9 protein-coding genes are annotated in these 13,813 nt (G+C 43.4%); 2 read left to right on the forward strand and 7 right to left on the reverse strand.

Annotated elements, in window-relative coordinates:
* Positions 1–239: 239 nt before the first annotated feature.
* Positions 240–1,205, reverse strand: a complete 966-nt coding sequence (locus tag CXF60_RS06660; protein WP_102091299.1) for an RDD family protein — start codon at positions 1,203–1,205, stop codon at positions 240–242.
* A gap of 114 nt (positions 1,206–1,319) precedes the next feature.
* Positions 1,320–3,704 (reverse strand): phosphoenolpyruvate synthase, encoded by a 2,385-nt coding sequence (ppsA, locus tag CXF60_RS06665; protein WP_102091300.1) that lies wholly within the window; start codon positions 3,702–3,704, stop codon positions 1,320–1,322.
* A gap of 686 nt (positions 3,705–4,390) precedes the next feature.
* Between ppsA and CXF60_RS06670 the strand changes: the two genes are divergently transcribed.
* Together CXF60_RS06670 and sthA are read left to right on the forward strand one after the other, a co-directional pair.
* Positions 4,391–5,287 (forward strand): posphoenolpyruvate synthetase regulatory kinase/phosphorylase PpsR, encoded by an 897-nt coding sequence (locus CXF60_RS06670; RefSeq protein WP_101205440.1) that lies wholly within the window; start codon positions 4,391–4,393, stop codon positions 5,285–5,287.
* Positions 5,288–5,430: 143 nt separating this feature from the next.
* A complete protein-coding gene (gene sthA, locus CXF60_RS06675; protein ID WP_057759390.1) occupies positions 5,431–7,080 on the forward strand; it encodes a Si-specific NAD(P)(+) transhydrogenase in 1,650 nt (549 codons plus the stop codon).
* 102 nt (positions 7,081–7,182) lie between these two features.
* Here sthA and CXF60_RS06680 read toward each other — a convergent pair whose 3' ends face one another.
* The 5 genes from CXF60_RS06680 to CXF60_RS06700 form a co-directional block, all read right to left on the reverse strand.
* A complete protein-coding gene (locus CXF60_RS06680; RefSeq protein WP_102091301.1) occupies positions 7,183–8,373 on the reverse strand; it encodes an ABC transporter permease in 1,191 nt (396 codons plus the stop codon).
* Positions 8,373–9,680, reverse strand: coding sequence for an ABC transporter permease (locus CXF60_RS06685; protein ID WP_102091302.1), 1,308 nt, complete (start codon positions 9,678–9,680; stop codon positions 8,373–8,375). Before CXF60_RS06685 ends, CXF60_RS06680 begins: the two co-directional genes overlap by 1 nt.
* A gap of 3 nt (positions 9,681–9,683) precedes the next feature.
* Complete coding sequence (locus CXF60_RS06690) at positions 9,684–10,883, reverse strand: HlyD family secretion protein (protein WP_102091303.1); 1,200 nt, start codon at positions 10,881–10,883, stop codon at positions 9,684–9,686.
* A gap of 48 nt (positions 10,884–10,931) precedes the next feature.
* Positions 10,932–11,798, reverse strand: coding sequence for a YihY/virulence factor BrkB family protein (locus tag CXF60_RS06695; protein ID WP_180958108.1), 867 nt, complete (start codon positions 11,796–11,798; stop codon positions 10,932–10,934).
* A 102-nt stretch (positions 11,799–11,900) separates the two neighbouring features.
* Positions 11,901–13,559 carry a TolC family protein gene (locus tag CXF60_RS06700; RefSeq protein ID WP_102091305.1) on the reverse strand — a complete coding sequence of 553 codons (1,659 nt, stop codon included), beginning with the start codon at positions 13,557–13,559 and terminating at the stop codon, positions 11,901–11,903.
* Between the last annotated feature and the right edge of the window lie 254 nt (positions 13,560–13,813).

A 13,813-nucleotide genomic window follows, 5' to 3' on the forward strand; every position in this document is an offset into this window, starting at 1 on the left:
ATTTATAAGGTAAGCCCAATTCTAGTCATATTTTATAAAAAACAATCAAGAATAAGCTTAGTTTATAAAGCGCCGTATTATAACAGTACTCGGCAACTAACACAAAGGTTAATCACCAAGCTACTGTCAATAAAATATAAAAAGAGGCTAAATAAGCTTTGATAAATAAAAAAGCCGCGATAGTACGCAGCTTTTTTAAGTATAACGAGCTATAAAACCAATATCCAAATCAAATACTATTATTCAGGTTTTGATTTTTTTACCAATTGGCTACTGTCTGCTTTGACCACTAAGGTTTTGGCAAGTTTGTCATGCCAACCAATATTTTCAGGGCTTTTAGATGCCATATAGTAATGAATGGCTAAAGGTATCAGTACTATAAATGAAGTAGAAAGGGGGATATAAAGTAGTGCTAGAAAAAGAGTACGTATCACAACCAATCTAAGAAAAGAAGGTAAATGATGGGTGGTTTGATCTACAACACGAATTCCCGTAATCAATTTACCTAACGACTGGCCCCGCAAGATAATAAAAAGTAATTGCAAAGCGATAAGGCCGAAAACCATCGCATTGGATATTAATTGTGTCGCTTGCGGAATACTTTCAGAAAGACTCAAAGAATATTTAATTACTGCTTCCATATTCTGTAAGTCTGTGGGCATGTCTCCCAACTTTCTCATAGCTAGCATTAATGGAAGAAACGCCATTATTAGTAGCAGCCAATCAAGCGCGGTTGCCAATACGCGTGACATAATTGGCGCAAGTACCACGTTGCCGACGACTTTATCATTGTCTGCAACAGCTTTTTTGAGAGTAGACTTATTCAGTGAGACATTGTTGTGCGGCGTTTGATGACGATTGGTCGTCATGTCGGCTTTCACGTTTTTAGGACGTTCAGGCTTGCCATATAGTCTGTCTAACGATACTGACTTATCATCTTTCGCTTTATTGGTATCTTCAGGGAAGACGGTCACGTTATTGATGATAGAGTCGTTTACTTCAGGCGTGTTAGCACTGGTCGGGCGATACACCGTTTGGTTATTGGTAAGATCACCTATGCGCTGCCACTGAGCTAAGCCTTCATGCCACATCAAATCATCAAGCAATACTTCACCAGATGCCAGCATGATATTCAGCTGCTCCAACTGATATGGGCCAGCTTGTACGTTATTTCGAGCAAGGAAAATCTGCATAATTGCCTGCATAGTTAGTCATGTCTTAGGACATTATATTAGGGTCTATTTGAAAAAATCAAATAGACCCTAATAGTGGTATCTTTAATGACTGTGTGAATGACCGCTGTGACTAAACGTAGCGGTTTACTTCGCTTCTTCACCAGCTAAGAAGAACCAAGTATCTAATACTGAGTCAGGGTTCAATGACACTGAGCTGATACCTTGCTCCATTAACCAAAACGCTAGATCTGGATGGTCTGATGGGCCTTGACCACAGATGCCGACGTATTTGTTTTGCTTACGGCAAGCTTCGATAGCCATAGACAATAGCTTCTTAACAGCAGGATCACGCTCATCAAATAGATGTGAGACGATACCTGAGTCACGGTCAAGACCAAGCGTTAACTGAGTTAAATCGTTAGAACCGATTGAGAAACCATCGAAATGCTCTAGGAATTCTTCTGCTAATAGGGCGTTGGTTGGTAGCTCACACATCATGATGACGCGTAGACCATTTTCGCCACGTTTTAGACCATTTTTCTCAAGTAACTCGATGACTTCTTTGGCTTCACCAACAGTACGTACGAATGGAATCATGATCTCAACGTTGGTCAAGCCCATGTCATCACGTACACGTTTTAGTGCTTTACACTCAAGCTCAAAACAGTCACGGAAGTTATCAGACACATAACGGCTAGCACCGCGGAAACCAAGCATTGGGTTCTCTTCTGATGGCTCGTATAACTTACCACCAAGCAAGTTAGCGTATTCGTTTGATTTGAAATCTGACATACGAACGATCACTGGTTGATCCATAAAGGCAACAGCTAGCGTTGAGATACCTTCAACCAATTTATCAACATAGAAGTCAACAGGTGATGCATAGCCTGCGATACGCTCTTGGATTGCTTGCGCAATTTCACGTGGCAAGCTGTTCATGTTTAGCAGCGCTTTTGGATGCACGCCAATCATACGGTTGATGATGAACTCTAGACGTGCAAGACCGATACCTTCGTTTGGCATTTGGGTGAATGAGAATGCGCGATCTGGGTTACCAACGTTCATCATCACTTTGAATGCTAGCTCTGGCATAGATTCAACAGAGTTAGTCTGTACTTCAAAATCAATCTGGCTTTCATAAATGAAACCAGTGTCGCCTTCCGCACAAGAAGCAGTTACGTCTTGACCATCAACCAATAGCTCAGTTGCGTTGCCACAACCAACGATAGCTGGCACACCTAGCTCACGCGCGATAATAGCAGCGTGACAAGTACGACCACCACGGTTAGTGATGATAGCAGAAGCGCGCTTCATAACTGGTTCCCAATCCGGATCAGTCATGTCTGATACGAGTACGTCGCCTTCTTCTACTTTGTCCATCTCGTTTAGGTTGCTAACGATACGCACTTTACCTGAACCGATACGTTGACCGATTGAACGACCTTCACACAATACTTTTGCGCCAGTCGTGTCGATGACATAACGTTCCATTACGTTGCTGTCTTGACGGCTCTTAACAGTCTCAGGACGTGCTTGAACGATAAAAATCTCGTTAGTATCGCCGTCTTTTGCCCACTCGATATCCATCGCTTGGCCATAATGCTGTTCAATCGTTACCGCTTGCTTGGCAAGTGAGGTTAGCTCTTCAGTCGATAGAGAGAACTGCATGCGATCTTGTTTTTCAACATCAACGGTTTTAACTGATTTAGCCGTGCTGCCTTCATCACCATAAACCATTTTCTTATGCTTACTACCTAAGTTACGACGAATAACTGACGGTTTGCCATTGGCTAGCAATTTCTTAGAGATATAGAACTCATCTGGGTTAACTGCACCCTGTACAACCATTTCACCTAGGCCATAGCTTGAGGTGATGAATACCACTTGATCAAAGCCACTTTCGGTATCTAGCGTGAACATAACACCAGCAGCACCAGTCTCTGAACGTACCATACGCTGTACGGCAGCAGATAGTGCAACACCTTCGTGCTCAAAACCTTTGTGTACACGGTAAGAGATTGCACGGTCGTTATATAGAGAGGCAAATACTTCTTTAATAGCAATCAGGACGTTATCAATACCGCGAATGTTCAAGAAGGTTTCTTGTTGACCGGCAAATGACGCATCTGGTAAATCTTCAGCAGTGGCAGAAGAACGTACAGCAACAGCGATGTCTTCGCCGCCACTCATGGTTTCAAATGATTGACGTACTTCTTGCTCAAGATCTTTTGGCAGTTCTTGTTCAATAATCCAAGTACGAATCTTTTTACCAGTAGCCGCAAGCTTATTAACATCGTTTACGTCTAGTGTTTTTAGCTCGCTGTTGATTTTGTCAAGCAAGCCTGTTTCAGTCAAAAAGCGGTTGAATGCATTTGAAGTGGTGGCAAAGCCGCCTGGAACACTAACGCCTAAATCAGAAAGATGGCTGATCATTTCGCCAAGCGAAGCGTTCTTACCACCAACCATTTCGATGTCGTCTTTTCCTAGCTGATCAAGATTGATTACAAGTGCTGTAGATTGCGCTGCCATGATAACTCCAGAAAATAAGGTTATTTAGTAAAGATTATAACGGTGAATTATACCGCCATATTAGGACAATTTCGAGGGTTTTCACCAAAAAACTTGTTAAAAATATACAAATTGTGGGGTTTGCTACATAAATTAGAGCCAGTCCCACCAGGTTTCGTATTTACTAGGATAAAAAATATCATTGTTAGTGACGATGTTATATGGTTTCAAAAGCCAATTACTGCATAAAGTAGACATGTTTAAACAGATGGCATTTAGAGTATTTCTATAATTTATGTTCCTATATAGAAGGTGCCATAAAAAACTGCCTTAATGAGAGGCGGGTTAGCTATGACAACAAGATGAAAACAATGTTGGTGCTAAGTGTACGCCTGTAACATTGATTTCTATTAAGAAGCTAATATGCGTATAATGTAGCGCATAGATAGTTGATGCACATTGCATAATAAATGTGCGATATAGGTGCTAAAAAAGGTTCGTTTTAAGAAGGCAGTTATAAAGCCAAGTTATACGAATTATAAAGCCAAGTTATACGAGTTATAAACGCAACTATAAAAAGCCGAGTAAAAGTCACGCTATTAATAGTAATAACTGCTAAACGTTTACCAAGTTTGAATTATTACTAAGATCTATACCAAAAACTAAATGAAGGTCACTATTGAGTTTTCAACCGAGGTGTCAACGATATGTACTCAAGCAATCCATCTGAACAAGTTAAGTCCACTATCCAAAATCGCCATGCGCTAAACTTGGACAGCTCACAAGCCATTAGAACGGCGTTTTTTATCTCAGATGGCACAGCAATTACTGCTGAGACACTTGGACGCGCTATTTTGAGTCAGTTTGCCTCGGTTCCTTTTGAGACAAGAGTATTGCCATACGTCGATAGCTTAGAGCGTGCTGAAGATGCGGTTGAACAAATCAACATGGCCTATCAGCGAGATGGTTCGTTGCCGTTGGTGTTCGATACGATCGTCAATCCTGAAATTCGTGAAAAGATCAACTCAGCACACAGTTGCAATTTAGATATGTATGAAGGTCTGATTGGCCGTGTTGCAGAAGAGACTGGTGTGGAGCCAGATGGTCATTCAGGGCATGCACATGATGATGTCGATTCTGAAACCTATAAAGAGCGTATCGATGCAGTTCACTTTGCTTTAGACAATGACGATGGCGCGCGTACTCGTCACTATAATGCAGCCGATATTATTTTGGTGGGTGTATCGCGCTCTGGTAAGACGCCGACTTCTTTATACTTAGCATTACAATTCGGTATTCGAGCGGCTAACTATCCTTTGACCGAAGATGACTTGTACGACAATCAGTTACCGAAAGCATTACGTGAGCACAAAGACAAATTGTTTGGTTTGCTTATTGATACTGATCGCTTAGTAAAAATCCGTCAAGAGCGCCGTGCAGGCAGTCGTTATTCTAGCTATCAGCAATGCCAGCAAGAGCAGCGCGCGATTCAGGGTATTTATATCACGCACGGTATCCCAAGCTTAGATGTATCGGAGATGTCTGTTGAAGAAATTGCCACGCGTATTTTGCAGATGACAGGTCTTAAGCGCCGTATCGGGTAATTAAAGGCTTTTGTAGTGGTTACTCTATGTGAATAGTGTACAAACTACATTTATGGCTTATTGTGGGCTCAACCTCAATAAATTGCCTAAATTTAAGAATATTAACTCGTACACAAATAGAATCAACAAATAAAGAGGACATCATGGTAAGTAAAAGTGCAAGCGACGAGACCAACGATACTGGTAAAGATATTCATACCGAAGTATCAAATAAATCTAGCGGACACGTGCCAAGCCCTGAACATACCGAAGGTAAGAACAAAAAAGAAAAGATAGAGCAGACTCATGAACAAGTGACTGATGATGTCATGCATCATCCGGACCTTGTGAATCCGCTTGATGACACACGAATCGATATTAAATCTGGTTTTACCAAAGACTCTCGTCGTCTAAAAAGTGACGATCATGAGTATGAGTACGATGCCGTTGTTTTGGGGGCGGGACCTGCTGGTGAAGCCGCTGCCATGAAGCTGACTAAGTCTGGTAAAAGAGTGGTGGTTGTCGATCCACGTGATCAAGTAGGGGGTAACTCTACTCACGTCGGCACAATTCCAAGTAAAGCATTGCGCCAATCTGTATTTAACTTGATTAATTTCCGCCGCGATCCAATGTTTACCAAGGCGATGGAATATAAGCAAGTACCGCTAAATGAAGTACTGGCCAAGGCGCGTCAAGTTATCCGTCGTCAAGTCAGTACCCACACACGTTTTTATGAGCGCAACCGTATCGAAGTTATTCAAGGTTGGGCAAGTTTTATTGACGCTCATACGCTACGTATTGAAGTCGATGAAAATGTGTACGAAACCATCACTTTCAATAAAGCCATCATCACTGTCGGTAGCCGTCCTTACCGTCCTGAGATTTTAGACTTTAACCATCCACGCGTTTTTGACTCTGACAAAATCTTGCAAATGGATTATGTGGTCAAAAAAATCATCATTTATGGTGCAGGGGTGATTGGCTGTGAGTACGCGTCTATCTTTACTGGTCTTGGCTACAAAGTTGATCTAATCAATAACCAAGATCAATTGCTCAACTACTTAGACAGCGAAATCAGTGATGCCATCGCGCATGACTTTAGACAGTTCGGTGTGCTTATCCGTAGTAATGAAGAGATTGATCATCTTGAGACTCATGATGATTATGTGGTCTTGCATTTAAAGAGCGGCAAGCGCATCAAATCTGATGCCATTCTTTGGTCAAATGGTCGCTCAGGTAATACAGAAGGCCTGAATTTAGAAGCCATTGGGTTAAAAGCAAACGGACGTGGTCAGCTAAAAGTAGATGATACTTACTGTACGGACGTCGACAATATCTATGCTGCTGGTGACGTAATCGGTTGGCCATCACTAGCTTCTGCTGCCTATGACCAAGGTCGCTGTGCCGCTGCCTTTATGGTTGGTGATAGTGATGCTGAGCCAGTATCTAGTGTACCGACTGGTATCTATACGATTCCTGAAATCTCTTGTATCGGTAAGACAGAGCAAGAGCTCACGGATGAAAAAGTGCCGTATGAAGTGGGTCAGGCATTCTTTAAACATCTGGCACGTGCTCAAATCATTGGTGAACGTTCAGGCGTATTAAAGATATTATTCCATCGTGATACGTTAGAGATTCTAGGCATCCATTGCTACGGTAACCACGCTTCAGAGATTATTCATATCGGTCAAGCCGTGATGAAGTGTAAGAGCAACAATACGCTTGAGTACTTTGTAAATACGACTTTCAACTATCCCACGATGGCAGAAGCATATCGTGTGGCAGCATTGAATGGTTTGAACCGAGTGTTTTAAACCACCGCTATTGATATCGTATAAATAAAAAAGCGCCTGCTACTATATTATTAATAGTGCAGGCGCTTTTTTTATGCTTATAGATTTCATTAGTTTGAAGATTTACAAGTAGGCTTTTCGCTGTGGAATACGCTTGCGTAAAAATAGCAACAAAACAAAATAGAGCAACCATAAGCCAGCTAACGCGTAAAATCCTATAGCGACTTGAGAGATGCTGGCACCCATTTGGTTAAGCTGTACAGAGGTATTGATTGCAGGGGTAGTCGGTACCAGCCAACGTATTACTTGTAATACTTGAGGCAATTGGTCTGCTGGCCAAGGGTAGCCGCTTAAGAAGAATATCGGTAAGGAGATAAAAATTAAGATCTGCATACTGCGCTCACGCTGCCGGAACCATAATCCGAGCACGCAGCCGAGCGTTGCGACTGTCGGACAAAATAGTGCTAAAAACAGCAGCGTACCAAGCATGTTTTGTCCGCGTGGATAATGATGTAGCTCAAACGCCCACCCATAATAAAAGCAGCCAACGATAAAGCTAAGTGAGCTCAAAGCCCCAATGCGTCCTAGCCAACCACGTACACTCGTACTGTGACGGCGCTGCTCGTACCATGTGCCAATCAGCATCGCAGTCGCCATTAAAAGTGTCTGCTGTAAAATAATAACAGAGACAGCAGGTACGACATAAGCACCATAGCCTTCAGTTTGGTTATACAGTGGCATAATCCGTAGCGGTACGGCTTGAGTATTCTGTGCTGCGGTAGATGCATAAGCGCCTTTCGCAATGCTTTTCTTTACCTTGATGCCTGCGGATACCGTACCTACTGCTTGAGAGAATCCCAATTGGACGTTTTTATTTAAAATAAAATAACCGCCATTACCCAGTACGCTAACGTGTGCTTGCTCTCCGGACTGAACTTGTTCTTCGAGACCAGCTGGAATCACCATATAGCCTGCAATTTGATCTGACCATATGGCTTCTTTGGCCGCCTGCTCATTGATAAATCGTTCAGTATCTAGGTATGGACTAGCACTCGCATAGCGAACAAGAGTACGCGATAAGTTGCTGTTGTCATGATCAATGATACCCACTGGTACATGGTTGACCACTTCAGTTGAGTAGGGCCAAGGATAGAAAAACCCATAGATAATCGGGGCAATAATCAGCATCAAAAGTACGCCTTTATCCCCAAAAACGTCTTTGAACGTTTGAATAAAGCTTGTCCAAAATGTTTGAGATGCTGGAGCGATGGCTGATTGAGGCTCTTTGCGCTTGAGCTTTGATTGTGCGGACATTAGCGGGCTCCCCAGCGTTCAGGATGCGCCAATGCGCGTTTGGTCAATAGGGCTGTCAGTAGCATGGCGATGATAGTGGCAAGCGCCAGACCGTAGACAATAGGCACAGAGATAGCAATAGGCGCTTGCATTTGCAATTGAGCAATGTGTAGCTTGAGGTAATGTGTCAGTGGCAATGCATTTGACCAGTATTGCGCGCTATCACTAATCGCAATATAAGGAAAGGTCACACCAGCAAAGGCATAAGAAGGCGCTGAAATAAAACCAGTGGTTGACAAACCCATACGCAGTGAAAAGGAGTTCAAAGTAAAAATAGCACCAAGCCAGAATGACAGTATCATCAAACACAATAGGCCGATATATACTGCGATGATTGACCCAATGCTTATATTTTGGTTCGACGTTACAAGCCACAATACCAAAGCCGACCATAAGCTATAGGCCAATATTGACCAAAAGTATTTACCCAATAAACCAAAGACCAATACTGATAAGCTGACCGAATGGGGCACGTTTGCGCTTGAAGATGCTTTGTTATCGCTGCTATCTTGTTTGGTTGATAGCGAAGATGACGTTTTTGAAGCTCTGGATAAGGTTAGACTAGGTTTGCCTGTATCAATAAAACGGTACCAGCGACCGATATTCTTATCACGTAACTCGCGGCCAATCGTGGTTGCGCCAATGACCATTGCCAATATATGTAATAAGGCAGGTATGACGGTCGAAGCCAAAAACTGCTGATAATTGGTCGCAGCATTGAATAAGCTAATACGCTGCACACTGATAGGCGCATAAGCCGTCATCGCTTGTGATGGCGCTACGCCTTGTTTGACCAATCGCTTGATCTCTACACCTGCGGATAATGTACTAGCGACCGCTTGGACACCTGCCTGAATAATACCAGAGTGCGTACCGTACTGTGCATTAACTTGTAGAGTCAACGGAGCAGGCTGGCTCGATAAGATATTACGAGAAAAGTCCTCTGGGATAATGACGACAGCGTAAATATCGCGCTGTAAAATCGCAGCCTCTGCATCCGCTTGAGAGTAATAAAGCTGTCTGACCGTCAAAGTAGGACTGGCCTCTAAGTAACGGACGGCAGTATTGGCAACAGCGCTGTTGTCTTGATCGATGACTCCGATAGGCAAATCGGTAATTTGAGTCTGTGAAAATATCCACCATATTAGCAGCACCGTTGCCAGTGGTATCCATACCACCATGCTAAAGTCCCAATGATTTTTTGCCAAAAAACGGCGCTCGTAGGCTGCACTGCGTAAAAAAGCCTCACTTAACTTAGTCAAGTGCATGGCTTACTCTTGGTTCTGATTGACAGGAGTAGGGTTGATACGTACGACCACGCTCATACCTGAGCGGATACGAGCATCGGGCTTAGATGGTCGTGCCTTTACCTCAAAAGTACGCACATCAAAACCATCATCGTTATTGGTCGGACGCCAAGTGGCAAAGTCTGATAGGGTCGATGTCGCATAGACGGTAAACTGTTTTGTATAAGACTTATCCGCTGATGACAGCGCTGGGATAGTACCGGTAAATGTCTGACCAATAGCAAATTGATTTAAATAAGACTCAGTGACGTTAAGTACTACCCACTGGTCATTGGTATCCACCAACGTCAGGAGCGGAACTCCTTGACCGATGACTTCTCCAGCACTCACGATGACATTATCGACGATACCAGCGATAGGACTTCTTAGGTTCGCTTCCTCTTTTGCTACTAACGCCTCATCAAGTTTTGCATCGACCTGTGCGACTTGTGCAGTGGCCGCTGACTTATCTTCAGTACGTGCGCCTTCTAGCGCCAGATCATACTGCAAGCGGGCTGCTTCGGTTTGGTCTTGAGTAGCAAGATATTGAGCATATGATTCATCGCGCTTTTGTCGCGCCATCAGTCCTTCTTCGTAAAGGCGATTGACACGCTGATAGGTATTTTCTGCCAAGTCAGACGCGGCTTTATTGGCTTGCCAAGCGGCTTTTGCTTGGGCGATTTCTTGCGGGCGCGCACCATTTTCTGCTTTGTCTAATTGGCTTTGCGCGATTTGCTTACCAGCACGTGCTTGATTAATCTTGGCATTAATCTCAGGCGAATCCATCTCAACCAGTTGCTGACCAGCCGTTACCGTATCACCCTCTGTTACCATAATTTGGGCAATACGCCCTGGTACTTTTGCAGCGATAGACGTTTGCTGCATCTGCATTTGCCCTTGTAGCGTAATAACTTCTGGCTCGCTATGCGCATTACTTTTGTATAGGCCGTACGCAATCGTACCAAGGACAATCAGTATGAATAGGGCAAGTAGTGCTTTTTTCATACGCGCAGATTTGTCAGTTTTAGAGGCGCTACGATTATAAGCAGGTGTCGGTTGCTCTGGTTCAATATCAGACACGTCTTCTACAGGATCGACTGAATTTTGTGTATCTTGAGAGGTCACTGACTCGGTTGCATCAGCTGATTTATTTGAGTCGTCTGATTCGCGTGGTAATTCTGTCATGACAATGAGATTCCTAAAGCAACAAAGTTGAAAATAAAGGGTTTATTACTAGTACACTCGAAACGCATAAGGCTTGGCGTTGTCTATGGTTTCAGAATTAAAAATAGCACCAAGAGCGACGATAAATGCTGAATAGTAGAGCCATAGCATAATGACCACAGCAGCTGAAAGCGCGCCAAACTCCGCACTATAGTTATTAAAATTTTGCACATAAATTGAAAATAAGATGGACAATATAATCCATAAAACCGTTGCCAGCGCAGCGCCCGGCATCAACTTTTTGAGAGCGACGGCATCACGATTTGGGGCTAGGCGATAAAGACCCAAAAAGCTTAAGAATATGATACCTGTCAATATTGGCCACCTGCTCCAAAGCGCAATTGTCTTTGCTATCTGAGGGAAAGGGAAGTAGGCCGCCCCCAAAGGAATAATCGCGATAGAGGAGACCGCGATAATCAATACGACTACTGCTGCAAAGGTCAAACCAACTGCGCGAATCGTGCTTTGTACAAAACTACGCTCTTGCGTAATATGGAACGCAAGGTTAATAAGAATAATTAAAGACTTAATACCTTTAGAGCCAGCGTAAAGTGCGAGCAAGGACGATATAAGCAGGCTGAAAGTCAGAGCAGACGTAGTTGTAGAAACCAACTCGCTCAGACGGGAGTTGAGCACTTCATATACTGTATCAGGTATAAATTGACTCAAAAGCGAGATTTGCTCTTGCATCTCGGCGGGAGAAAACGCAAGACCATAAAGTAGGACAAACACAGCCATCACGGGAAAAATTGATAAGAATCCAAAGAAACCTACGCTTGCGCAATGCGCCCAAACATTAGAATTATTGGCAATACGCCACGTTTCTAGTAACGTCTGTAGCCAGTTTTTTATTGATTTAGAGGTCAATTCTTTCATAAAAGCAGCTGTTCGTAATAGGGTTGGTAATAGTATTTTTGATGTCGACTTCATGGTAATACAAAGCATTTATCAGCACGACTTATGGTTTCTCACGTTACATCATTGCTCAGTATATAAAGTAGGCAATTGAATGTCAGCGGCATTGAGATAAGCATTAAAAGCAAGTGGCGTACCACAGCTTTGCATAAGGGCAGCCAGTGACTGTACATAGTCATTAGCAGCTTGTGCTTGTTCAGTACGTGCTTTGAGCGATTGCGTCTGTGCCTGCACCACGTCAACGGTAGTATTTACACCTTCTTGTAATCCTAAACGTCGTAGTCGCAATACTTCTGCTGCCAAATCAACATTACTTTGTAATGCTTGATAGCGTGATTGAGCATTATTGACATCGTGCCAGTTTTTTTCTACCAGTAGCAATAAATTGTCACTAACTTCAATCTCAGAGAGATCGGCCTGACGTATTTTGGCACTACTGGATGCTAGCGATGCGGCTTTATCGAGTCCGCCCCATAGTTTCCAACTGGCAGATATACCAGCGACCCAGCTTGGATCTTTCTCTACCTGACCATAACCGTATAGTAATACCGTAGGTTTGTAGCCCGTATCTGATAGCGCATGTAACTGCTGAGCCTGTGCCCGCTTGGCTGCAACTTTTTGCAGTCCGGGATGGTTGTTTAGTGCCAAGTCCTGAAAATAGCTCACATCTGGTAGAGGGCGACTAGAGACAAACAAGGGTGTGGTTGGCTTGATGCGATAGTCGGTACGTAGTAGGCGCTGTAGTGCAATCATAGCTAGGCGCGCGTCATTATTGGCATTGACGGATTCGCTTTTGGCATCGGCAAGCGCTGACTGTGCTTCTAGTCTATCAACACGTGAGATAAAACCTTCTTCAAACAGACGCTCGGCCATATGGTCGGTCTGCTGCAATGTATCGTAAGCGTCTTCTCGTAAGTAAGCGGCGATAATCGCTAGCTGTGCCTTAAAATAACGCTCAATTAACGTATTATAAAGCTCATTTTTATCCAGTACGCTATCAGCCATCGCTTCTTGTGTACGTGCATCCGAGGCGCCAGTCAATGCGTCTGTACGTCCAGCAGTATAAATAGGCCAAACGACTCCAAGACCTGCGCCTGATGTAGAGCCTGAGCGCTTGAGGTTGTAGGAGTCGGGAATACGCTCACCAACCAGCTCACCAAAATCTGGTAAGTCTGCTGTAGGAGGGACTATATTATCTACCCCATTGTTTACTTCGTTGACGATACCGCTCCTAAGAGAAGATAAATCTATATCCTCATCTAAATGATAGGCACTGGCAGATACTCGAGCAAATACGAGCGGATTGTCGATAGTTCTTAGCGCGTCAGTTTGGTATTCGCTAGCGGCAATCGCTGCTTGATTGGCAGCGATTTTAGGTGATACTTGTACCAGCAGCTTCTGCGCTTGCTCTAAACTCAAAAAGCTTGAAACGTCTAATGCGTAGCTGTTACCGACTGTTTTATGTGTGATAGGGTCAACAAGCGTAGACAGTGCTTGCGACTCAGCGTTTTGAGGGTTTGGTACTGTATGAAAAGGCGCCACAGTTGGTTTATCATTATCAGTTGGACTATCAGCATCTATGATTTGTGTCACAGCCACTGGTGTAACATTATCTGATACTTCTATACTGTCAGCATCAGTGCTCGCGTAAGTCATGACAGGCACGCTCATGACTGCAACGGTCATCATAGCAGTCGGTAGCGCTGATAAAATGAATTTCATAAGTCACATAAGCCATTAATTAGAATGTAAGGTATTATAAAATAAGGAACAGCACCAATAAGTTTCATTGCTCAAGATATAAAGTTGCTGAACTATTATAGACTATTTGCTAGCTAGCGAAAGAATGATGCTTAAATAAATCATTCATATTCTAATATAAAAATACGTCTATATTAAAAGTGCTAACAAGCGGTCATTCGTCATAAGAGGTACACTGTAGAGCCACAATGGTGACGGGTCAATGCTCAGTATTT

The organism is Psychrobacter sp. 4Bb, from assembly GCF_002836735.1.
Classification (GTDB): domain Bacteria; phylum Pseudomonadota; class Gammaproteobacteria; order Pseudomonadales; family Moraxellaceae; genus Psychrobacter.